The 21,536-nt window shown below is 72.2% G+C and carries 22 protein-coding genes; 20 read left to right on the forward strand and 2 right to left on the reverse strand.

Features of this window, described 5'->3' with window-relative positions:
* The first annotated feature begins 86 nt into the window (after positions 1–86).
* The 7 genes from ABFX81_RS03580 (at position 87) to ABFX81_RS03610 (ending at position 8,931) form a co-directional block, all read left to right on the forward strand.
* Positions 87–1,178, forward strand: a complete 1,092-nt coding sequence (locus tag ABFX81_RS03580) for an SGNH/GDSL hydrolase family protein (RefSeq protein ID WP_346137615.1) — start codon at positions 87–89, stop codon at positions 1,176–1,178.
* Between the two features lie 76 nt (positions 1,179–1,254).
* The gene (locus tag ABFX81_RS03585) at positions 1,255–2,088 is read left to right on the forward strand and encodes a M55 family metallopeptidase (protein WP_086841113.1); all 834 of its coding nucleotides are present in this window, start codon (positions 1,255–1,257) and stop codon (positions 2,086–2,088) included.
* Complete coding sequence (locus ABFX81_RS03590) at positions 2,081–3,394, forward strand: M20/M25/M40 family metallo-hydrolase (protein ID WP_086841092.1); 1,314 nt, start codon at positions 2,081–2,083, stop codon at positions 3,392–3,394. Before ABFX81_RS03585 ends, ABFX81_RS03590 begins: the two co-directional genes overlap by 8 nt.
* 16 nt (positions 3,395–3,410) lie before the next feature.
* Positions 3,411–5,417 carry a prolyl oligopeptidase family serine peptidase gene (locus ABFX81_RS03595; RefSeq protein WP_086841094.1) on the forward strand — a complete coding sequence of 669 codons (2,007 nt, stop codon included), beginning with the start codon at positions 3,411–3,413 and terminating at the stop codon, positions 5,415–5,417.
* The gene (locus ABFX81_RS03600) at positions 5,414–6,346 is read left to right on the forward strand and encodes an LD-carboxypeptidase (RefSeq protein ID WP_086841096.1); all 933 of its coding nucleotides are present in this window, start codon (positions 5,414–5,416) and stop codon (positions 6,344–6,346) included. The genes ABFX81_RS03595 and ABFX81_RS03600 overlap by 4 nt, the downstream gene beginning before the upstream one ends.
* A 147-nt stretch (positions 6,347–6,493) precedes the next feature.
* Entirely contained in the window at positions 6,494–8,275 is a 1,782-nt protein-coding gene (locus ABFX81_RS03605) for a CocE/NonD family hydrolase (RefSeq protein ID WP_346137616.1), read from the forward strand.
* A 92-nt stretch (positions 8,276–8,367) separates the two neighbouring features.
* On the forward strand, positions 8,368–8,931 hold the full coding sequence (locus tag ABFX81_RS03610; RefSeq protein ID WP_086841100.1) for a GNAT family N-acetyltransferase: 564 nt from the start codon (positions 8,368–8,370) through the stop codon (positions 8,929–8,931).
* Positions 8,932–8,949: 18 nt separating this feature from the next.
* Here ABFX81_RS03610 and ABFX81_RS03615 read toward each other — a convergent pair whose 3' ends face one another.
* Entirely contained in the window at positions 8,950–9,297 is a 348-nt protein-coding gene (locus tag ABFX81_RS03615; protein WP_059420053.1) for a VOC family protein, read from the reverse strand.
* Between the two features lie 48 nt (positions 9,298–9,345).
* On the opposite strand from ABFX81_RS03615, the gene ABFX81_RS03620 reads away from it, so the two are divergent.
* Positions 9,346–9,849 (forward strand): phage holin family protein, encoded by a 504-nt coding sequence (locus ABFX81_RS03620; protein WP_086841103.1) that lies wholly within the window; start codon positions 9,346–9,348, stop codon positions 9,847–9,849.
* 6 nt (positions 9,850–9,855) lie between these two features.
* Positions 9,856–10,884, forward strand: coding sequence for an SDR family oxidoreductase (locus tag ABFX81_RS03625; RefSeq protein ID WP_086841105.1), 1,029 nt, complete (start codon positions 9,856–9,858; stop codon positions 10,882–10,884).
* 55 nt (positions 10,885–10,939) lie between these two features.
* Here the strand turns inward: ABFX81_RS03625 and ABFX81_RS03630 are convergent, their stop codons facing one another.
* Positions 10,940–11,902: a TIGR03557 family F420-dependent LLM class oxidoreductase gene (locus ABFX81_RS03630; protein ID WP_086841107.1), complete on the reverse strand. Its 963-nt coding sequence runs from the start codon at positions 11,900–11,902 to the stop codon at positions 10,940–10,942.
* Positions 11,903–12,074: 172 nt separating this feature from the next.
* Here ABFX81_RS03630 and ABFX81_RS03635 point away from each other — a divergent pair, with 172 nt between their 5' ends.
* The 11 genes from ABFX81_RS03635 (at position 12,075) to ABFX81_RS03685 (ending at position 21,535) form a co-directional block, all read left to right on the forward strand.
* The gene (locus tag ABFX81_RS03635) at positions 12,075–13,976 is read left to right on the forward strand and encodes an NAD(P)/FAD-dependent oxidoreductase (RefSeq protein WP_346137617.1); all 1,902 of its coding nucleotides are present in this window, start codon (positions 12,075–12,077) and stop codon (positions 13,974–13,976) included.
* On the forward strand, positions 13,973–15,820 hold the full coding sequence (locus ABFX81_RS03640; protein ID WP_086851931.1) for a transketolase: 1,848 nt from the start codon (positions 13,973–13,975) through the stop codon (positions 15,818–15,820). Before ABFX81_RS03635 ends, ABFX81_RS03640 begins: the two co-directional genes overlap by 4 nt.
* The gene (gene ligD / locus ABFX81_RS03645; protein WP_086851929.1) at positions 15,817–16,746 is read left to right on the forward strand and encodes a non-homologous end-joining DNA ligase; all 930 of its coding nucleotides are present in this window, start codon (positions 15,817–15,819) and stop codon (positions 16,744–16,746) included. Before ABFX81_RS03640 ends, ligD begins: the two co-directional genes overlap by 4 nt.
* Before the next feature lie 91 nt (positions 16,747–16,837).
* Complete coding sequence (locus ABFX81_RS03650) at positions 16,838–17,203, forward strand: gas vesicle protein GvpO (protein WP_086851933.1); 366 nt, start codon at positions 16,838–16,840, stop codon at positions 17,201–17,203.
* A gap of 46 nt (positions 17,204–17,249) precedes the next feature.
* On the forward strand, positions 17,250–17,684 hold the full coding sequence (locus ABFX81_RS03655) for a gas vesicle structural protein GvpA (protein ID WP_010038714.1): 435 nt from the start codon (positions 17,250–17,252) through the stop codon (positions 17,682–17,684).
* Positions 17,681–18,454, forward strand: coding sequence for a GvpL/GvpF family gas vesicle protein (locus ABFX81_RS03660; protein WP_086851927.1), 774 nt, complete (start codon positions 17,681–17,683; stop codon positions 18,452–18,454). The genes ABFX81_RS03655 and ABFX81_RS03660 overlap by 4 nt, the downstream gene beginning before the upstream one ends.
* 4 nt (positions 18,455–18,458) lie before the next feature.
* Positions 18,459–18,722 (forward strand): gas vesicle protein GvpG, encoded by a 264-nt coding sequence (locus ABFX81_RS03665; protein ID WP_086851925.1) that lies wholly within the window; start codon positions 18,459–18,461, stop codon positions 18,720–18,722.
* On the forward strand, positions 18,719–19,330 hold the full coding sequence (locus ABFX81_RS03670; protein ID WP_086851923.1) for a DNA primase: 612 nt from the start codon (positions 18,719–18,721) through the stop codon (positions 19,328–19,330). The genes ABFX81_RS03665 and ABFX81_RS03670 overlap by 4 nt, the downstream gene beginning before the upstream one ends.
* Positions 19,327–20,448 (forward strand): SRPBCC family protein, encoded by a 1,122-nt coding sequence (locus ABFX81_RS03675; protein WP_086851921.1) that lies wholly within the window; start codon positions 19,327–19,329, stop codon positions 20,446–20,448. Before ABFX81_RS03670 ends, ABFX81_RS03675 begins: the two co-directional genes overlap by 4 nt.
* Positions 20,445–20,783 (forward strand): gas vesicle protein, encoded by a 339-nt coding sequence (locus tag ABFX81_RS03680; protein ID WP_086560744.1) that lies wholly within the window; start codon positions 20,445–20,447, stop codon positions 20,781–20,783. Before ABFX81_RS03675 ends, ABFX81_RS03680 begins: the two co-directional genes overlap by 4 nt.
* Positions 20,780–21,535: a GvpL/GvpF family gas vesicle protein gene (locus ABFX81_RS03685; protein WP_086851919.1), complete on the forward strand. Its 756-nt coding sequence runs from the start codon at positions 20,780–20,782 to the stop codon at positions 21,533–21,535. Before ABFX81_RS03680 ends, ABFX81_RS03685 begins: the two co-directional genes overlap by 4 nt.
* Position 21,536 lies beyond the last annotated feature (1 nt).

The following is a 21,536-nucleotide window of genomic DNA, read 5'->3' on the forward strand; positions in this document are numbered from 1 at the left end:
GTCTGGTGGGCGGGGTTTTTGTCGGTGTACGGTCATGTCGCCCCGATCCGTGCACCTGCCTCGTCCCCCGGAGGACAGTCATGCCGATGCCCTGGTTGCGGATGCTCGTCGCGGCTACGGCGGCGATGGCGCTGGCCGGCCCGACCGCGGTCGCCACCGCCGCCCCGCCGGACCAGGACGGAGTGCGGGCGGGCGTGCACACCGCCGGGCGGGTCAAAGATGCCGGAGACGTGTTCCAGTACAGCTGGCCCGGCGTGTACTTCGAGGGCCGGTTCCGCGGCACCGGTGTGGGCGTCGTGCTCGACGACCCGGCCGCCGACTACGACGTCCAGATCGACGGAGCCACCGTCGCGACCCTCGTCACGCCGGGCAGGACCACCCACTGGGTCGACGGTCTGCGCGACGGGGTGCACACCGTCCGGCTCGTCAAGCGCAACGACACCCCCTGGAGCACCAGCTCGTTCGGCGGCTTCGTCGCCGCGCCCGGTGGTGCCGTCCTCGGCAGACCGGCGGCGCGCAGCCGCCAGATCGAGTTCGTCGGCGACTCCCTCACGGCGGGCTACGGCAACCTCTCGACCTCCCGCGACTGCACCGGCGAGCAGGTCGCGCGCACCACGAACGCCGATGTGAGCTACGGCGCCCTCACCGCCCGGCGGCTGCGCGCCGACTACCAGATCAACGCGTATTCGGGCCTGGGGATGGTGCGCAACTACAACGGCGGGACGCCGGAGGTGAACTACCGCTCCTTCTACGACCGCGCGCTGCTGAACGTGCCCGGTGACGTCTGGCGGAACCCGGGCACCTGGCGGCCGCGGCTCGTCGTGGTCCACCTGGGCACCAACGACTTCTCGACGCCCGTCAACCCGGGCGAGCCGTGGACGGACGAGAGCCTCGCCGCCGCCTACCGGAGCGCCTACAGCGGCTTCCTCCAGAAGCTGCGAACGCGCTACGGGCCCGGGACCACCCTCCTGGCCGTCGGCGCCGGGCCGTTCGCCGGACACGTCGAGCAGGTAGTCGAGGAACGCACCACCGCCGGCGACCGCCGGGTCCGCTACTGGCGCCTCGACGACACGGGCCTGGACCACACGGGCTGCCACTGGCACTACTCGGCCCGTGACAACCGCCTGCTCGCCGACCGGCTCACCGCGTTCATCACCGACCTGCCGATACGGTGGTGACATGTCGTAGCCGGTTCCGCCCGCAGCGCGTAACGTGACGAACCATGAAGATCTCCATCCGGTGGGACGGCTCGTCATGAGAATCCTCATCAGCGCCGACATGGAGGGCGCCACCGGCGTCACCTGGCCCGACGACGTGCTGCCGGGCGCCTCGCAGTGGGAGCGCTGCCGCTCGCTCTTCACCTCGGACGTCAACGCCGCCGTGCTCGGCTTCTACGACGGCGGCGCGGACGAGGTGATCGTCAACGAGGCGCACTGGACCATGCGCAACCTGCTGCTGGAGCAACTGGACGAACGGACCCAGCTGCTCACCGGCCGGCACAAGGCGCTGTCCATGGTGGAGGGCGTGCAGCACGGCGACGTGGACGGCATCGCGTTCGTCGGCTACCACGCGGGCGCCGGCATGGAGGGCGTCCTCGCGCACACCTACCTCGCGAACCAGATCACCGGCGTGTGGCTGAACGACGTACCCGCGAGCGAGGGGCTGCTCAACGCCCATGTCGTCGCCGAGTTCGGGGTGCCGGTCGTGCTGGTCACCGGGGACGACGTCGCCTGCGAGGACGCGCTCGGGTACGCGCCCGAGGCGCTGAAGGTCGCCGTGAAGGACCATGTCTCGCGGTACGCCGCCGTCTGCCGTACGCCGGCCAGGACCGCGGCCGACATCCGGGCGGCGGCCAAGGAGGCGGCGTCGCTGGCGGTGCGTCACGAACCCGTGCGCGGCGGCCCGTTCACCGTCGCCGTGGAGTTCGACGCCGAGCACCTGGCCATGGCCGCCACCGTCGTGCCGGGTGTGGACCGGATCGGGGAGCGGAAGGTGGCCTACACGAGCGAGACCATGTACGAGGGCATCCGCGCCTTCAAGGCGGTCACCACGATCGTCTCGGCCGCGGTGGAGGAGCAGTATGGCTGAGCAGGCGGACGGGCAGGCGCTGGACGAGGTCGTGACGTTCACGTCCGACCTGATCCGGATCGACACCACCAACCGGGGCGGGGGCGACTGCCAGGAACGGCCCGCCGCCGAGTACGCCGCCGCGCGGCTCGCCGAGGCCGGCATCGAGCCGACGCTCCTGGAGCGCACCAAGGGCCGCACCAACGTCGTCGCCCGCATCGAGGGCACCGACCCCTCGGCCGACGCGCTGCTGCTCCACGGCCACCTGGACGTCGTACCCGCCGCGGCCGCCGACTGGACCGTGCACCCGTTCTCCGGGGAGATCCGCGACGGGGTCGTCTGGGGGCGCGGGGCCGTCGACATGAAGAACATGGACGCGATGATCCTGGCCGTGGTCCGCGCCTGGGCGCGCCAGGGCGTCCGCCCCCGGCGGGACATCGTCATCGCCTTCACCGCGGACGAGGAGGCCAGCGCCGAGGACGGCTCCGGGTTCCTCGCCGACCGGCACGCCGCGCTGTTCGAGGGCTGCACCGAGGGCGTCAGCGAGTCGGGCGCCTTCACCTTCCACGACGGCGCCGGCCGGCAGATCTACCCCCTCTCGGCCGGTGAGCGGGGCACCGCCTGGCTGAAGCTCACCGCGCGCGGCCGGGCCGGGCACGGCTCCAAGGTGAACACGGACAATGCGGTCACCCGGCTCGCGGCCGCGATCACCCGGATCGGCGAGCACGAGTGGCCCCTGCGGTTGACCCCGACCGTGCGCGCCGCCCTCACCGAACTCGCCGCCCTCTACGGCATCGAGCCCGACCTGACCGACGTGGACCGGCTGCTCGACAAGCTCGGACCGGCCGCCCGGCTCGTCGAGTCGACCGTCCGCAACAGCGCCAACCCGACCATGCTGGACGCCGGTTACAAGATCAACGTGATCCCCGGGGAGGCCGTGGCCCACGTGGACGGCCGGTATCTGCCCGGCGGGGAGGACGAGTTCCGCGACACCCTCGACCTGCTCACCGGGCCGGACGTGGAGTGGGAGTTCCACCACCACGAGGTGGCCCTCCAGGCGCCGGTGGACTCGGCGACGTTCGCCCGGATGCGGGCCGCCGTCGAGGAGTTCGCCCCGGAGGGGCACGTGGTGCCGTACTGCATGTCCGGCGGCACGGACGCCAAGCAGTTCTCCCGCCTCGGCATCACCGGCTACGGCTTCACACCGCTGAAGCTGCCGGAGGGCTACGACTACAACGCCATGTTCCACGGCGTCGACGAGCGGGTCCCCGTCGAGGCGCTGCACTTCGGCGTCCGCGTGCTCGACCGGTTCCTGCGGACGGCCTAGGGGAGCGGGGGAGACGGTGCGGACACTGGCGTACGGGGCGTGGCCCTCGCCCATCGACGCGGCCCTGGCCGCCGCGCACGACGGGCACCCGGAGTACGTGGGGTTCGTCGGCGACGAGGTGTGGTGGACCGAACCGCGCCCCGCCGAGGCGGGCCGGCGCACTCTGGTGCGGCGGCACAATCAGGAGGTGGGGCGCGAAGCGCCTCGTTGGAGGGGTGGTGGCGGGCGACGGGCGGGCGGCACGGAGGAGTCGGTGCTGCCCGCGCCGTGGAACGTGCGCAGCCGGGTCGTCGAGTACGGCGGACATCCGTGGGCCGCACTCCCGGGGGAGAACGGCCCGCTGGTGGTGTTCGTGAACTTCGCCGACCAGCGGCTGTACCGGTTCGAGCCGGGCGGCGAGCCGCGTCCGCTCACGCCCGTGTCCGACGTGGGCGCGGGATTGCGCTGGGCCGAGCCGCGACTGCGGCCCGAGCGGGGCGAGGTGTGGTGCGTGCTGGAGGAGTTCACCGGCCCCGGGCCCGCCGATGTGCGCCGCGTCCTGGCCGCCGTACCGCTGGACGGCTCCGCCGCCCGGGACCGCGACGCCGTACGGGAACTCACCGACGACCGGCACCGGTTCGTCACCGGGCCGAAGCTGTCGCCCGACGGACGGCGGGCGGCGTGGCTCGCCTGGGACCATCCCCGCATGCCGTGGGACGGCACGGAGCTGCTCCTCGCCGACGTCGGGCCCGACGGTACTCTGCACGGCGCCCGGACCGTCGCCGGCGGGCCCGGCGAGTCCGTCGCCCAGGCCGAGTGGACCCACGACGGTCGCCTGCTGCACGCGAGCGACCGCAGCGGCTGGTGGAACCTGTACCTCGACGGGGAGCCCCTGTGCCCGCGCGAGGAGGAGTTCGCCGGGGCGCTGTGGAAACCGGGCATGCGATGGTTCGCGCCGCTCGACAGCGGCCTGATCGCCGTCGTGCACGGCCGGGGCGCCACCGCCCTCGGCATCCTGGACCCCGAGACCGGTGAGGTCGTCGACGCGGCCGGGCCCTGGACCGAGTTCGCCGCCACCCTCGCGGCGCACGGCGAGCGGGTCGTCGCCGTCGGTGCCAGTCCGCGCAGCGCCTACGAGGTGGTCGAGCTGGACGCCCGCACCGGCCACGCCCGCGTCGTCGGAGCCGAGCACGACGACGCCGTGGACCCCGCCTACTACCCCGAGCCGCAGATCCGCACCTTCACCGGCCCCGACGGACGCGACATCCACGCCCACATCTACCCGCCGCACCACCCCGGCTGCGTCGCCCCCGCCGACGAGCTGCCGCCGTACGTCGTCTGGGCGCACGGCGGGCCCACCGGACGCGCACCGCTCGTGCTCGACCTGGAGATCGCGTACTTCACCTCCCGCGGCATCGGCGTCGCCGAGGTCAATTACGGCGGTTCCACCGGGTACGGCCGCGCGTACCGCGAACGGCTGCGCGAGCAGTGGGGCGTGGTCGACGTCGAGGACTGCGCCGCCGTCGCCCTGGCCCTCGCCGACGAGGGCACCGCCGACCGCGACCGGCTCGCCGTCCGGGGCGGCAGCGCGGGCGGCTGGACCGCGGCCGCCTCGCTCACCACGACCGACGTCTACGCCTGCGGCACGATCAAGTACCCCATCCTGGACCTCACCGGCTGGGGCACGGGCGAGACCCACGACTTCGAGTCGCACTACCTGGAGAGCCTGATCGGGCCGCTCGCCGACGTGCCAGCGCGCTACACGGAGCGCTCCCCCGCCACCCACGCCGACCGCCTGGACGTGCCCTTCCTGCTCCTCCAGGGCCTGGACGACGTGATCTGCCCGCCCGTCCAGTGCGAGCGGTTCCTGGCCCGGCTCGGTGACCGGCCGGTGCCGCACGCCTACCTCGCCTTCGAGGGGGAGGGACACGGGTTCCGGAGGGTGGAGACCATGGTGCGCGCCCTCGAAGCCGAACTCTCCCTGTACGCCCAGGTGTTCGGATTGAATACACCCGGCGTCCCGATCCTGGAGCTCGCCAAGTGAGACCCCTGCTGCGACCGCCCCGGCTCGTCCCCGGAGCCCGCGTGGCCGTCGTCGCTCCCAGCGGGCCCGTGCCCGAGGAGCGGCTCCAGGCCGGGCTCGACGTCCTGCGCGGCTGGGACCTCGACCCCGTCGTGGCGCCCCATGTGCTCGGCCGCCACCGGGAGTTCGCCTACCTTGCCGGTACGGACGCCCAGCGGGCCGCCGACCTCCAGAACGCCTGGTGCGACCCGGCCGTCGCCGCGGTGCTGTGCGCCCGGGGCGGGTACGGGGCGCAGCGCATGGCCGACCTGCTCGACTGGGAGGCGATGCGGGCGGCGGGCCCCAAGGTGTTCGCCGGGTTCAGCGACATCACCGTCCTGCACCAGGCCTTCGCCACCCGCCTCGGACTGGCCACTCTGCACGGCCCGGCGGCGGCCGGTGTCGACTTCATCAAGAACGCCCGGGCGCAGGAACACCTCCGGGCGACCCTCTTCGAGCCCGAGTCCGTGCGGACCGTCACCGCCCTGCCCCCGGGCGGCTCCGCGCTGGTGCCCGGACGGGCCCGTGGCGTCACGCTGGGCGGCTGCCTCAGCCTGCTCGCGAGCGACCTCGGTACCCCGCACGCCCTCGCGGGTGCCCGGGGCGGGCTGCTGCTGATCGAGGACGTGGGCGAGAGCCCGTACCGCGTCGACCGGTATCTGACCCAACTCCTTCGTACCGGCTGGCTGGACGGGGTCGCCGGGATCGTGCTCGGGTCCTGGGCGGCATGCGGCCCGTACGAGGAGCTGCGCGCGGTGCTCGCCGACCGGCTCGGCAACCTCGGCGTCCCGGTCGTGGAGGAGTTCGGGTTCGGACACCGCGAGGGCGCGCTGACGATACCCCTCGGGGTCCCGGCCGAACTGGACGCCTCCACGGGCACGTTGACGTTCGACGCGCCGGCCCTGAGCTGAGCACGCCGCTACTGAAATCCTGTCAAGAACCCTCGTTTCGGTGATTGAGATTCCCTGACACGTGTCACACCATGGCTACCGGCCTGTGCCTACTGGTCGGTATCCGGGTTGTCCAGGTTGTCGTCGCCCCTCACCGTGGAGGTCCGTGTGTCCCGACGTGTGCCCAGATCCCGCGCTCCCCTCGCTCTCGCTCTGGGCGCCGCCCTGGCCGCCCCCCTCGCCATCGGCCCACCCGCCTCCGCGGCCGACCCCTACACCGTCACCCCGCTGAAGTTCACCGTCCAGGCCGGCGGCCGCTCCTGCACGGTCGACGCCGACCTGTACCGCCCCGCGGGCGTGGACCGGGAACACCCGGCACCCGCCGTGCTCGGCACGAACGGCTTCGGCGGCAGCAAGTCGGACGGCTCGACGGACAGCATCGGCAAGGCCTTCGCCCAGCGTGGCTACGTCTCCCTCGTCTACTCCGGGCTCGGCTTCGGCCGCAGCGGCTGCCTCATCTCCCTGGACGACCCGGACATCGACGGCGCGGCCGCCGCGCAGCTCGTCGACTTCCTGGGCGGCAAACGCGCCGCCGACGACGGCAGCACCGCCGACTTCGTCACCCTCGACGCCCCCGGCGACCCGCGTGTCGGCATGATCGGCGGCTCCTACGGCGGCGCCGTCCAGCTCGCGACGGCCTCCGTCGACCACCGCCTCGACGCGCTGGTCCCCATGATCACCTGGCACGACCTGGCGTACTCGCTGGACCCCAACAACGCCGTCGGCGGCAGCGGCGTCCCCGGCGTCTTCAAATGGCAGTGGACCAACGGCTTCTACCTCATCGGCGAAGGCCAGCCCCTGCTCCAGCCCAGCCTCGACCCCTCCCGCATCAACTCCCTGACCTGTCTGCATTTCGTCACCCAGGCCTGCCGGACCATCCACACCCTCAACTCCGGCAGCTACCCCGCCGACCGGACCGCCGAGCTGCTCGCCTTCGCCCGCCGCGTCTCCCCGGTGTCGTACCTGCGCCGCGTCAGGACGCCCACCCTGCTCATCCAGGGGCAGGCCGACACCCTCTTCAACCTCAACGAGGCCACGGCGACGTACCGGACGCTCCGGGCCCAGGGCACCCCCGTGAAGATGATCTGGCAGTCCTGGGGGCACAGCGGCGGGCCCACCGGCCCGGCCACCGGTGAATTCGACCTGTCCAAGGGCAACCTGGAGACCAGCTATGTCGGCCGGCGCGTCCTCGCCTGGTTCGACCGCCACCTGCGCAAGCGGACGCACGCCGACACCGGCCCGGCCTTCGCCTACTACCGCGACTGGGTGACCGACCCGAACCGCACCTACGCCACCGCCGACCGCCTCCCGGCGCTCAACCGCACGCTCTACCTCTCCGGGGACGGCAAGCTCGTCGACAACCGCAACAAGATCGCCCGCGGCACTCGCGGTTACACCAACTGGGCGATCCCCACGAGCCATTCGGAGAGCTCGCTGGCCGGTCTCATCGGGGTGCCGGACTCGCCACCACGCGACACCAAGGGCACCTACCTCGACTGGACCAGCGAGCCGCTGGACCGCCCCCTCGACGTCGTCGGCGCACCCCGGGCCACGCTCAAGGTGCACTCGCCGAAGGCCGAACGCATGCAGAACTCCGGCGACGCGGCCGACAAGCTGGTCCTCTTCGCCAAGATCTACGACGTCGCGCCCGACGGCGCCCGTACCCTCGTGCGCCGCCTGGTCGCGCCGGTCCGGGTGCCGGACGTGACGAAGAGCTTCACCGTCACGCTGCCCGGCATCGTGCACCGGTACGAGACCGGGCACCGGCTGCGGTTCGTCATCGCGGCGAGCGACGACGCGTACTTCGGCAACCGGGGGATCAAGCCGGTGACCGTGGTCGGCGGGCCGCGCGAGCCCGGGGTGCTCCGGCTGCCGGTCGCCGGGTCCTGAGTCGCCGGGTCCTGAGTCGGCGGGTCCTGAGTCGGCGGGTCCTGAGTCGCCGGGTCCTGAGGAGACACAGCCGGCGCGGTTACTGTGGCGGGATGCCGCACCACGCATCCCGCTACCTCGCCGAAGGCCCCCGGGTGGGCATACGCCACTTCACCTACGAGGACGCCGCCGAGTTCACCGCCCGCGCGCGGGAGAGCAAGGACCTGCACCACCCCTGGCTCTTCCCGCCCGACACCACCCCGGCGTACACCGCGTACGCCGGGCGGCTGATCGAGGATCACTCCAAGGCCGGGTTCCTGGTCTGTGAGAAGAGCGACGGGGCCATCGGCGGCTTCATCAACGTCAACAACATCGTCGAGGGCGGCTTCCAGTGCGGGACGCTGGGCTACGGCGCCTTCGCGCACGCCGCCGGGCGCGGGCTGATGCGCGAGGGGCTGGACCTCGTCGTCCGCTACGCGTTCGGCCCGATGCGGCTGCACCGGCTGGAGATCAACGTCCAGCCCTTGAACGCCGCGTCGATCGCCCTGGCCCGCAGCTGCGGATTCCGCCTGGAGGGCTTCTCGCCGAAGATGCTCTTCGTCGACGGCGACTGGCGCGACCACGAGCGCTGGGCGATCACCGCCGAGATGATCAAGGAGCCGGGGCGGCGGCGCTGAGCCGGGCCCCGGCCGGGATCACGCCTGGCGGTCCACGTACTCGTAGACCGACCCGTCCGGATGCAAGGCGATCAGATTGCGTCCGGCCGGTGAGGCGATGGGGCCCGCGATGATGTGGGCGCCCACCTCGGTCAGCACCTTGTGGGTCTCCTCGACGTCCGTCACGGCGATCGTCGCGGCCACCTTGCGCAGCACCTCCAGTTCGGCCGGGGGCCCGCTCATCAGCAGGAAGCAGCCGATCGCCGCCACCTGGACACCGCCCCGTTCGAAGCGCTGGGCTCTGCCGCCCGCCAGCCGCTCGTAGAAGGGAATCGCGGTCTCGAGGTCGTCGACGCAGACGCGCAGTGTGGCACCCAGAATCTCCATGGGGAGGAGCCTAGTTACGCGCGAGGGGGCGAGGGTACCCGGCCGGGCATGAAGCCGCTGGATCACCTGGAGCATCTGGACAAGCATCTGGTCGACGAGCTGGCACAGGTGGCGCGCGAGACCGTCCGGGACGAACTGCGCGAGCAGACGCGCAAGCAGCGCCGCAAGGCCGCGCTGTACGCCGCGTCCGGCGCCCTCGCCCTGTACGCGGGCGCGGCCCTCGCGCTCGCCGTGGGACTGGCCCTCGCCCTCGGCCTGCCCGACTGGGCCGCCGCGCTGATCACCGCCGCGATCCTGGGTGTCGCGGCGTACGTGCTGCGCGGCATGGCCCGGCCGTCCGCCTCCCCGCCCGGCCCCGCGCACGCGGTCGGCATGACGCCGGGACACGGGAGCACCACCGCACCGGGCACCGGAGTGCCCGGCGGCGTGCCGCCCGTGCCGCCGGCCCCGCCCGCCGCCGGCCCGGTCGCCGGAGCCGCCGGTGGACCCGCCCCCGGCGTCGTGCCCCCGCGGCCGGCGGACGACCCCGACGTGCCTCCCCGCGGGGCGTGATCCGAAGTGAGCACGGCAGAAACACCGCCCGGCCGCGTCGTCGTGGTGACCGGCGCCAGCGGCGGCGTGGGACGGGCTACGGCCCGGGCCTTCGCCGCCGGGGGCGACCGGGTCGCCCTGCTGGCCCGGGGCAGTGAAGGGCTCGCCGCCGCGGCCGACGACGTGCGGAGCGCCGGGGGCGAGCCCCTCGTCATCGGCGTGGACGTCTCCGACGCCAAGGCCGTCGACGATGCCGCCCAGCAGGTCGTCGACACGTTCGGGCCCATCGACGTCTGGGTCAACAACGCCTTCACCGGGGTCTTCGCGCCCTTCACGGAGATCGACCCGGACGAGTTCCGCCGCGTGACCGAAGTGACCTACCTGGGCTATGTGTTCGGCACCCGGGCAGCCCTGCGCCACATGCTGCCGCGCGACCGCGGCACGATCGTGCAGGTCGGTTCCGCGCTCGCCTACCGGGGCATCCCGCTCCAGTCGGCGTACTGCGGCGCCAAGCACGCGATCCAGGGGTTCAACGAGTCCCTGCGCTGCGAGCTGCTGCACGCGCGCAGTGGGGTGTGTACGACGATGGTGCAGCTGCCCGCCGTCAACACCCCGCAGTTCGAGTGGGTGCTGAACCGCATGAAGGGCAGGGCCCGGCCGGTCGCGCCCGTGTACCAGCCGGAGATCGCGGCCCGGGCGATCGTGTACGCGGCGTCGCACGCGGGGCGCCGCGAGTACTGGGTGGGTGCCACCACGGCCGCCACGCTCCTCGCCAACGCCGTGGCCCCCGGGCTGCTGGACCGTTATCTGGCGCGCACGGGCTTCTCGTCGCAGCAGGACGAGGAGCGGCACGACGAGCCGGCCAACCTGTGGGATCCGGCGGACGGGCCGCAGGGCCACGACTTCGGCGCGCACGGCCGGTTCGACGACGAGGCCGTGCACGACAGCCCGCAGCAGTGGATCTCACGGAACCGGCGGCGGATGGGCGCGGCCCTGACCGTGGGGGCGGCGGGAGTCCTGGCCGCACGCAAACTGGCCGGGCAGGCTCGCCGGTAGGAATCCCCCCACGCCTTAGGGCAGTGGGGGGTGTCCACGCTTGTCCGGCCCTCCGTCAGACCGCCTGCTGGAGCTGCGGCAGCACCTTCGTGCGGTAGAAGTCGAAGAAGCCGCGCAGGTCCGGGCCGATCTGGTTGACGTAGACCCGGTCGAAGCCCGCGTCGGCGAACTGCTTCAGCTCGGCCACGTGCTCGTCCACGTCGTCGCCGCACACCCGGTTCTCACGCACCATGTCCTCGGTGACCAGCTGCTGCGCCTGCTCGAAGTGCTTCGGCGAGGGCAGCACCTGGCCCAGCTCACCGGGCAGCTGCTCGTTCGCCCAGAGCCGGTGGACGGTCTTCACGGCCGCGTCCTTGTCGGTGTCGTAGCAGACCTTCGTGCCGCCGCTGACCAGCTTTCCGCCGCCTCCGCCCTTGCGGTACTGCTCCACCATCGCCTCGTCCGGCTGGATGGTGATGTAGCCGTCGCCGACGCGGGACGCGAGCTGCGTGGCCGCCGGGCCGAAGCCGGAGATGTCGATCGGGATCGGCTCGTCCGGGACCGTGTACAGGCGGGCGTTCTCCACCGTGTAGTGCGGGCCGTGGTGGTTGACCTCCTCGCCCGTGAACAGCCGGCGCATCACCTGGATGGCCTCCTCCAGCATGTCCAGACGGACATGGGCCGGCGGCCAGTGGTCGCCCAGGATGTGCTCGTTGAGTGCCTCGCCCGAGCCGACGCCGAGCCGGAAGCGGTTGTCCGTCATCACCGCGCTGGTCGCCGCGGCCTGCGCCACCACCGCCGGGTGCATCCGCACGGTCGGGCAGGTCACCGCCGTCTCGACCGGCAGGGACACCGCCTCCGACAGCGCGCCGATCACCGACCACACGAACGGGCTCTGGCCCTGCTCGTCGTTCCACGGGTGGTAGTGGTCCGAGATCCACAGCGCCTGGAATCCGGCCTGCTCGGCCATCCGCGCCTGCTCGATCAGCTCGGCGGGTCCGTACTGCTCGCACGAGAGGAAATAACCGTACTCGGGCATGGGGGAGTGCCTCCGCGACATCGGCGGTCCGTATCCCGCACCGGGTACCCGGGCGCGGGTCCGGAAACCGGCGGCGTTCGGCCGAGAGGGCCCCGGCGCACGTTTGGGTGCCCTGGCCAGGGGGACGCGGAAGGCTCCCGAGCTACGCGACAGCGCCGGAGGCGAGCCAACCGTGAGTCGACCCCGCATCGTGATCGTCGGTGCCGGATTCGCCGGGTACCGCACGGCACGCACCCTGTCCCGGATGACCCGGGGCCGGGCGCACATCACCCTGCTGAACCCGACCGACTACTTCCTGTATCTGCCCCTGCTTCCCCAGGTCGCCGCCGGTGTCCTGGAGCCGCGCCGGGTCACGGTCTCCCTCTCGGACACGCTGCCGAATGTACGGCTGGTGCTGGGCGAGGCCGACCGGATCGACCTCGACGGACAGACCCTGCACTACACCGGCCCCGAGGGCGAGGGCGGCACACTCGCCTACGACCGGCTGGTGCTCGCCGCCGGCAGCGTCAACAAGCTGCTGCCGATCCCCGGCGTCGCCGAGTACGCGCACGGCTTCCGGGGGCTGCCGGAGGCGCTGTACCTGCGCGACCACGTGACCCGGCAGGTGGAGCTGGCAGCCGCCGCCGACGACCCCAAGAGCTGCGCCGCCCGGTGCACCTTCGTCGTGGTCGGCGCCGGCTACACCGGCACCGAGGTCGCCGCGCACGGGCAGATGTTCACCGACGCGCAGGTCCGCAAGCACCCGCTGCGGCAGGGCATGCGGCCCCGCTGGATGCTGCTGGACGTGGCGCCGCGGGTGCTGCCCGAGATGGACGAGAAACTGTCCACCACCGCCGACCGGGTGCTGCGGCAGCGGGGCGTGGACGTGCGGATGGGCACCTCCGTGAAGGAGGCCACGCCCGACGGGGTCGTACTGACCGACGGCGAGTTCGTCGAGACCCGGACGCTGGTGTGGTGCGTGGGCGTACGGCCCGACCCGCTGGTCGAGTCCCTCGGGCTGCCGATGGAGAAGGGGCGGCTGCTCGTCGACCCGCACCTCCAGGTGCCGGGCCGGCCCGAGCTGTTCGCCTGCGGTGACGTGGCCGCCGTGCCGGATCTGGACAAGCCGGGGAGCTACACGCCGATGACCGCGCAGCACGCCTGGCGGCACGGCAAGGTCGCGGCGGAGAACGTCGCCGCCTCGCTCGGCCTCGGCGGCGCGCGCAAGCCCTACCGCCATCGCGACCTGGGCTTCGTCGTCGACCTGGGCGGTGCCAAGGCCGCCGCCAACCCGCTCGGTGTGCCCCTGTCCGGGGTGCCGGCGGGTGCGGTGACGCGGGGCTACCACCTCGCCGCGATGCCCGGCAACCGCGTCCGGGTCGCCGCCGACTGGCTGCTGGACGCGGTACTGCCGCGCCAGGCCGTGCAGTTGGGACTCGTCCGGTCCTGGTCCGTGCCGCTGGACACCTCCTCGCCGGAGCTGGCCCGGGTGCCGGGCGGGCCGGAGCGGCGGCAGGAGGAGAGTGCCCGGTCGGGGCCCGGGGCGGCGATCGCGGCCGACACCCACGACGGGGGGACCGGCGCCGGATCCTCGCAGGGCCGGGCCGGAGAAGAACCCGCGAAGGGGCAGCCCGGATCCAGGGCGACGCAGGACCGGCCCGGATCCGGGACCGCGCAGCGCCGGTCGGAAGAGGAACTGGCCAAGGGCCGCCCCGGCGCCGAACCGGCCAGGAACTGGCCGACCGACGAGCCTGCAAAGGGACCGGTCGGGGGCGGGTCCGCGAAGGGGCACCTGGGTGGTGAGCCTGCGAAGGGGCGCTCCGGTGGGGAGCCGGCCGGGAACCAGCCCGGCGGTGAGCCCGCGAAGAGCCAGCCTGGTGGGGAACCGGCCAGGAACCAGCCCGGCGGCGAGCCCGCGAAGGGGCAGCCCGGCGGTGAGCCCGCCAGGAACCAGCCCGGCGGTGAGCCCGCCAAGAAGCAGCCCGGGCCCACCCCACAGCCCCCGGCCGACCAGCCGCCCCCGGGTCCCGACACCGCCCCCGGCCCCGTCAAGCGATCCGACGCCCCGGACGACTCCGCGAAAGGAGACTCATGAACACCGGTGAACTCACCGACCTCGGACAGCAGCTGCGCGTGGACAGTGTCCGCGCTGCCGCCGCCGCGGGCTCCGGGCACCCGACGTCATCCATGTCCGCGGCGGACCTGATGGCCGTCCTGCTCGCGCGCCACTTCCGCTGCGACTTCGACCGCCCCGCCCACCCCGGCAACGACCGCTTCGTCCTCTCCAAGGGACACGCCTCGCCGCTGCTGTACTCCGCGTACAAGGCGGCCGGCGCCATCGACGACGAGGAACTGCTCACCTTCCGCAAGCTGGGCAGCCGCCTCGAAGGGCACCCCACGCCCCAGCGTCTGCCGTGGGTCGAGACGGCCACGGGCTCGCTCGGGCAGGGCCTGCCGGTCGGTGTCGGCATCGCGCTGGCCGGCAAGCGGCTGGACCGCACCGGCTACCGCGTGTGGGTGCTGTGCGGCGACAGCGAACTGGCCGAGGGATCCGTGTGGGAGGCCGCCGAGCACGCCGGGTACGAGCACCTGGACAACCTGACGGTGATCGTCGACGTCAACCGGCTCGGCCAGCGCGGCCCGACCCGGCACGGCCACGACCTGGACGCGTACGCCCGCCGCTTCCAGGCCTTCGACTGGCACACCATCGAGGTCGACGGGCACGACGTGGACGCGATCGACCGCGCCTACGGAGAGGCCGCGTCCACCAAGGGCCAGCCCACCGCGATCCTGGCCCGCACCCTCAAGGGCAAGGGCGTCGAGGGCGTCCAGGACCGCGAGGGCCTGCACGGCAAGCCGCTGCCCGAGGCCGACGAGGCGATCGCCGAACTCGGCGGCCCCCGCGACATCCGCGTCCGGGTGCAGGAGCCGCCCGCCGCCCGCATGCTGCACTCGGTCCACACCGGGAACTTCGAACTGCCGACGTGGGACAAGGGCGAGGAGGTCGCCACCCGCAACGCCTTCGGGCAGGCGCTGGCCGCGCTCGGCACCGGCCGCGGCGACATCGTCGCCCTGGACGGCGAGGTCGGCGACTCCACCCGTGCCGAGTTCTTCGCCAAGGAGCACCCCGACCGCTACTTCGAGTGCTACATCGCCGAGCAGCAGCTGGTCGCCTCGGCGGTCGGGCTCGCGGCCCGCGGCTGGGTGCCCTACGCCGCCACCTTCGCCGCCTTCCTGACCCGGGCGTACGACTTCATCCGGATGGCGTCGATCAGCGGCTCCGGCATCAACCTCGTCGGTTCGCACGCGGGCGTCGCCATCGGCGAGGACGGGCCCAGCCAGATGGGCCTGGAGGACCTGGCGATGATGCGGGCGGTGCACGGCTCGACCGTGCTGTACCCCTGCGACGCCAACCAGACCGCGCGGCTCGTCGGCGCGATGGCCGGTCTGGAGGGCGTCCGCTACCTGCGCACCTCGCGCGGCGAGAGCCCGGTGATCTACGGCCCGGACGAGGACTTCCCGGTCGGCGGGAGCAAGGTGCTGCGCTCCTCCGACAGCGACCGGCTGACCCTCGTCGCGGCGGGCGTCACCGTGCACGAGGCACTGGCCGCCGCCGACGCCCTGGAGCGGGAGGGCATCCAGGCGCGGGTGATCGACCTGTACTCGGTCAAGCCCGTCGACCGGGCCGCCCTGCGCAAGGCCGCCGAGGAGACCGGCTGCCTGGTGACCGTGGAGGACCACCACCCGGAAGGCGGCATCGGCGACGCGGTCCTGGAGGCCTTCGGCGACGGACGCCCCGTACCGCGCCTGGTACGGCTGGCCGTGCGGAGCATGCCGGGCTCGGCCTCGCCGGACGAGCAGCTGCACGCCGCGGGCATCGACGCCGAGTCGATCGCGGCGGCCGGGCGGCTGCTCGTGGAGGAGGCGGTCGTGCCGTGAGCGGCGGCGACGGCACGCGCAGGGTGCGGGCGGGCCGGCGCACCGTGGAGGTCCACCGGCCGGACAAGGTGCTCTTCCCCGGCGGCGGGGACGCCAAGGAGTACACCAAGGGCGACCTGGTGGACTACCACCGGGCCGTCGCGCCCTTCATGCTGCCGCACCTGCGCGGCCGTCCGCTGATGCTGGAACGGCACCCGGACGGGCTCGACGGGCCCACGTTCATGCAGAAGAACACCCCGGACCACTACCCGGAGTGGATCACCCGCGTCGAGGTGGCCAAGGAGGGCGGCACCGTCCGCCACGTCGTCTGCGACGACACCGCCACCCTCCTCTATCTGGCCGACCAGGCCAGCGTCACCCTGCACCGCTGGCTCTCCCGCGCCGACAGCGTCGACCACCCCGACCGGCTGGTCTTCGACCTCGACCCGGCGGAGGACGACTTCGACGCCGTGCGCGAGGCCGCCCGGCTGCTGGGGGAGCTGCTGGACGAGCTGGAGCTGCCCTCGGCGCTGATGACCACCGGATCGCGCGGACTGCACGTGATCGTGCCGTTGAACGGCCGGCACGACTTCGACGAGGTGCGCTCCTTCGCCCGGGACGTGGCCGACACCCTCGCCGACGCCCACCCCGACCGGCTCACCACCGCCGCCCGCAAGAAGGACCGCGGGGAGCGGCTCTACCTCGACGTGCAGCGCAACGCCTACGCGCAGACCGCCGTGGCGCCCTTCACGGTCCGGCCCCGGCCGGGTGCCCCCGTGGCGACCCCCGTCACCTGGGACCAGCTGGACGACCCGGAGCTGCACGCCCGCCGCTGGACCATCGCCGACGCCGTGGAGCAGGCCCGCACCAACCCCTGGTCGGGCCTGCTGAACCGCGGCCGGGCGCTGGGCCCGGCCCGGCGGCGGCTGAACGCCCTGCGCGGCTGAGCCACACCCGTGGCCGCCGACGGGTGGCAGATGCATGCGCCCGTAGAGGTTTGGCGAACACTCTTGCGGCCACACGGAGGGGGAGGTGGCCATGTCGAACACAAGAAACACGCAAGAGTCACAAGATTCACAGAAGTCCCAAACATCTGAGAACGCGCGCAAACCCACTGACAACGCGGCCGACCGGCCGAGCCCCATGGAGGTGCTGCGCCAGGCGCGCGGCCAGCTCGCGGAGCTCACCGGCATGACCGCCGAGTCCGTGTCGTCCTTCGAGCAGACCGACCAGGGCTGGGCGCTGGAGGTCGAGGTCCTCGAACTCGAGCGCGTGCCCGACACGATGAGCCTGATGGCGAGCTATCAGGTGGAGCTCGACGCCCAGGGACAGCTCACGGGTTATCGCCGCGTCCGCCGCTACGAGCGGGGGCGGTCCGACCCGCGAAGGACCGGCGGTCACTAGACCGCCCGACCGGACCCGCACCCACAGACAAGGAGGGACATCCGGCATGACAGTCGTACCGGCACAGCAGACCGGCGGCGGAGGCGGCAGCAGCGGTCTCTACGACGTGCTTGAACTTGTTCTGGACAGGGGGCTCGTCATCGACGCATTCGTGCGAGTCTCCCTGGTCGGCATCGAGATCCTCAAGATCGACGTTCGCGTCGTCGTCGCCAGCGTCGACACCTACCTGCGCTTCGCCGAGGCGTGCAACCGGCTCGACCTGGAGGCCGGGCCGCGCAAGGACCCGGGCCTGCCCGACCTGGTCGGGGAGATGACCGAGTCCGGCGCGCGCGGCAAGTCCAAGGGGGCGCTGTCCGGCGCCGCCGAAACCATCTCCGACGCCTTCAAGCAGGCGCGTTCCGAAGGCTCCGAGCAGGAGACCGAGTCCCGTCCGCGAGCCCGTAAGAGCACGTCCGCCCGCCGGAAGGAGGAGCAGGAGTGAGCACCTACGTCTACGGCATCGCGGCGAGCTCGCACGCCGGGCTCCCCGAGGGCATGGGCGGTGTCGGCGACCCGCCACGCCCGGTGCGCATCCTGCGCGAGGGCGACCTGGCGGCCGTCGTCAGCGAGGCGCCCGAAGGGCTGCGGCCCAAGCGCAAGGACCTGCTCGCCCACCAGAACGTGCTCAGCGAGGCGGGCGCGGCCGGGTGTGTGCTGCCCATGCGGTTCGGCAGCGTCGCCCCGGACGACAACTCGATCACCGCGGTCCTCGCCGAGCGTGCCGAGCACTACAAGGAGCGCCTGCGGGCCCTGGACGGCCGGGTCGAGTACAACGTCAAGGCCAACCACGTCGAAGAGGCCGTACTGCACCAGGTGATGGCCGAGAACCCGGACATCCGCGGTCTCGCGGAGGCCAACCGGCAGTCCGGCGGCGGCAGTTACGACGACAAGATCCGGCTGGGCGAGATGGTCGCGGCCGCGGTCAAGGCCCGGGAGGGCGAGGACGCCGCCGCGCTCCAGCGCCTCCTGGAACCGTCCGCCGATGCCGTCAGCGTGGGCCCCGAGTCCACCGGCTGGCTGGCCAACGTGTCGTTCCTGGTGGACCGGGAGTCAGCCGAGAACTTCCTGGCGGCCGTGGAAGAGGCCCGCAAGGAACTGCCGCACCTGGAGGTGCGGATCAACGGACCGCTGCCGCCGTACAGCTTCGTCGAGCCCGGCCCGACCGAGCCGGCGAGCACCGTGGCGAGCGGCACGGACACCGGAGTGGGGTGACGACGTGGGCCTGATCTCGGAGGTGCTGCTGCTGCCGTTCGCACCGGTGCGCGGCAGCGCCTGGGCCATCAGACAGGTGCTCCAGGAGGCCGAGCGGATCTACTACGACCCCGCCACCATCCGGGCCGAACTGGCCCGCCTGGAGGAGCAGTTGGAGGCCGGTGAGATCACGGAGGAGGAGTTCGACAGCCTTGAGGACGACCTCCTCGACCGGTTGGAGATCGCTTCGCGCGGGAGCGCGGGAACGGGCAACGGGACAACACAATGAACCGAGTGGGACTGGGTCTCGCCGTGGGGGCCGGATACCTCCTGGGACGGACCAAGAAACTGAAGATGGCGGTGGCCGTCGGCGGCCTGGTGGCCGGGAAGAAGATGAACCTCAGTCCGCGCATGGTCGCGGACGTGGTCCAGCAGCAGCTGCGCAACAACCCGCAGTTCAAGGAGATCGGGGACCAGCTGCGGCAGGACCTGCGCGGTGTCGGCAAGGCGGCCTCCGGCGCCATGGTCGAGCGGCAGATCGACGCCTTCGCCGACCGGCTGCACGGCCGTACGGCCCAGGTGCGCGACCAGCTGTCGGGCGTGGTTCCCGGAGGGCCTGAGGGCGACGCCGAGGACGCCGAGGGCGAGGAGCCCGAGGCCGAGGCCGAGGACTCCGGATCGGAGGAGGACGAGGAGTCGGAGCCGGCCCCGAAAGGGGCGGTGAAGAAGGCCCCGGCCAAGAAGGCACCCGGGAAGAAGACGGCGCGCAAGGCCCCGACGAAGAGTGCCCCGGCCAAGAAGACCGCGGGCAAGAAGACGGCGGCGAAGAAGACCACGGCCGGGAACAGGGGCGGCAGCTCCCGGACCCGGCTGCCGAAGGGAGGCGGTGAGGGATGACCGACACCATCGGATCTGCGACCTCCGCCGCGAACGGAGCGAAGAAGAACCCGCTCACCGACGTGGCCCACAGCGAGGCCGCCGACCGGCTGAAGGCCGAGTTGCAGGAGTACGTCGCCGCGCAGGCCACCCGCATGCTGACCGGCGTGGGCCGCAAGCTCGGCAACACCACCAACAGACTGAACGACATCGCCGAGGGCAACAGCCCGGGCTTCGCCAAGCTCGCCCTCGACGGCGGCCGCAAGCTCGCCGAGGGCAAGGGCCCGGTGCGCGCCGCACTGGAGACCGGCGGCTCGCGCCTCAAGGACAAGGTCACAGGTGCCTTCAAGAACCTGGGCGGCGGCAAGGGCAAGGGCAAGGGCAAGGGCCGTTCCGGCAACAAGCCGACCGTCATCATCGAGCACATCGATGTCGGCGTGCCGCTGCGCACGGCGTACGACCAGTGGACCCAGTACCAGGACTTCAGCACCTTCGCGAAAGGTGTCAAGGCCGCGAGCAAGGCCGACGACACCACCTCGGACTGGCAGTTGAAGGTCTTCTGGTCCAACCGCAGCTGGAAGGCGCAGACGACGGAGCAGGTGCCCGACGACCGCATCGCGTGGACCTCCGAGGGCGCCAAGGGCACCACGAAGGGCGTCGTCTCCTTCCACCGGCTCACCGACACGCTGACGCGCGTCCTGCTGGTCATCGAGTACTACCCCTCCGGCTTCTTCGAGAAGACCGGCAACATCTGGCGCGCCCAGGGCCGCCGCGCCCGGCTCGACCTGAAGAACTTCGTCCGCTTCATCACGATCAAGGGCGAGGCGGAGGACGGCTGGCGCGGCGAGATCCGCGACGGCGAGGTCGTCCGCAGCCATGAGGACGTGGTCGCCGAGGAGGAGTCCGAGGAGGAGCGCCCCGAGGGCGAGGAACCCGAGGACGAGGAACCCGAGGGCGAGTACGCCGAGGACGAGGAAGAGGAAGACGAGGAGGAACCCGAGGGCGAGTACGAGGACGAAGCCGAGTCGGAGTACGACGAGGAAGAGCCCGAGGAAGAAGCCGAGGAAGAGCCTGAAGGCGAGTCCGAGGAGGCCGAGGCCGACGAGGACGAGTACGCCGAAGGCGGGAGCCGTCGATGACAACGCCCAGCAGGATGCCCGAACCCTACGGCCACGGAAGCGGCGCCAACCTCGCCGACATCCTGGAGAGGGTGCTCGACAAGGGCATCGTCATCGCTGGCGATATCCGCATCAACCTGCTCGACATCGAACTCCTCACCATCAAGCTGCGTTTGATCGTCGCCTCGGTGGACAAGGCGAAGGAGATGGGCATCGACTGGTGGGAAACCGACCCGGCACTGAGCTCGCGGGCCCGCCGTGATGAACTGACCCGTGAGAACGCTGAGTTGCGCGAGAGGCTGGCCCGGCTGGAGGAACTGGAGCCCGGCCGTGCGCAGAAGAAGGAGGCACCGTGACCGGACTGCGGTACGTCTACGCCGTCTGCCGCCCCTTCGGCACGCCGCTCCAGTCCCAGCTGTCGGGGGTGGCGGGTGATCCGCCCAGAGCGCTGAACCACCACGGCCTCGTCGCCGTGGTCAGCCACGTACCGGAGCGGGACTTCGCGGAGGAACCGCTCCGGGCCCATCTGGAGGACCTCGACTGGCTCACCGAGACCGCCCGCGCCCACCAGGGCGTCATCGACGCGCTCACCACCGTCACGACCCCGCTGCCGCTGCGGCTCGGCACCGTCTTCCGGGACGACAGCGGCGTACGGACGATGATCGAGGCCCGCGAAGAGGACTTCCGGCGCACCCTCGAACGGCTGGAGGGCCGGGTCGAGTGGGGCGTGAAGGTGTACGCCGAGTCCGAACCGCAGGAGACCCCCCGGCCCGCGCAGAAAGCCGCGTCGGGTCGCGACTACCTGCGGCAGCGGCGTATGCAGACCAGGTCGCACGAGGAGATGTGGCAGAAGGCGGAAAGCTTCTCGAACAGGCTGCACGAGGAGCTTTCCGCCTTCGCGGAGGATTCCCGGCTGCATCCCCCGCAGAACCCGGCGCTTTCCAAAGCGACCGGGCGGAACGTACTGAACGCCGCATATCTCGTACCGCGCGCGCATTCCGAGGAATTCGTGGAAATGGTGGACCGCACAAAGGGCGAGATGCCGGGAATGCGCGTCGAACTCACCGGCCCCTGGGCGGCCTATTCGTTCGCCGGGGAGGCCACATGAC

This window comes from Streptomyces coeruleofuscus (assembly GCF_039532725.1).
Taxonomy (GTDB): domain Bacteria; phylum Actinomycetota; class Actinomycetes; order Streptomycetales; family Streptomycetaceae; genus Streptomyces; species Streptomyces coeruleofuscus.

What these genes read in the sequence shown, in the direction of transcription:
- ABFX81_RS03580 (WP_346137615.1), top strand. Translation starts at nt 87, where the DNA reads ATGCCCTGGTTGCGGATGCTCGTCGCGGCTACGGCGGCGATGGCGCTG.
- ABFX81_RS03585 (WP_086841113.1), top strand. Translation starts at nt 1,255, where the DNA reads ATGAGAATCCTCATCAGCGCCGACATGGAGGGCGCCACCGGCGTCACC.
- ABFX81_RS03590 (WP_086841092.1), top strand. Translation starts at nt 2,081, where the DNA reads ATGGCTGAGCAGGCGGACGGGCAGGCGCTGGACGAGGTCGTGACGTTC.
- ABFX81_RS03610 (WP_086841100.1), top strand. Translation starts at nt 8,368, where the DNA reads ATGCCGCACCACGCATCCCGCTACCTCGCCGAAGGCCCCCGGGTGGGC.
- ABFX81_RS03615 (WP_059420053.1), bottom strand. Translation starts at nt 9,297, where the DNA reads ATGGAGATTCTGGGTGCCACACTGCGCGTCTGCGTCGACGACCTCGAG.
- ABFX81_RS03620 (WP_086841103.1), top strand. Translation starts at nt 9,346, where the DNA reads ATGAAGCCGCTGGATCACCTGGAGCATCTGGACAAGCATCTGGTCGAC.
- ABFX81_RS03630 (WP_086841107.1), bottom strand. Translation starts at nt 11,902, where the DNA reads ATGCCCGAGTACGGTTATTTCCTCTCGTGCGAGCAGTACGGACCCGCC.
- ABFX81_RS03640 (WP_086851931.1), top strand. Translation starts at nt 13,973, where the DNA reads ATGAACACCGGTGAACTCACCGACCTCGGACAGCAGCTGCGCGTGGAC.
- ABFX81_RS03650 (WP_086851933.1), top strand. Translation starts at nt 16,838, where the DNA reads ATGTCGAACACAAGAAACACGCAAGAGTCACAAGATTCACAGAAGTCC.
- ABFX81_RS03655 (WP_010038714.1), top strand. Translation starts at nt 17,250, where the DNA reads ATGACAGTCGTACCGGCACAGCAGACCGGCGGCGGAGGCGGCAGCAGC.
- ABFX81_RS03670 (WP_086851923.1), top strand. Translation starts at nt 18,719, where the DNA reads ATGAACCGAGTGGGACTGGGTCTCGCCGTGGGGGCCGGATACCTCCTG.
- ABFX81_RS03675 (WP_086851921.1), top strand. Translation starts at nt 19,327, where the DNA reads ATGACCGACACCATCGGATCTGCGACCTCCGCCGCGAACGGAGCGAAG.
- ABFX81_RS03680 (WP_086560744.1), top strand. Translation starts at nt 20,445, where the DNA reads ATGACAACGCCCAGCAGGATGCCCGAACCCTACGGCCACGGAAGCGGC.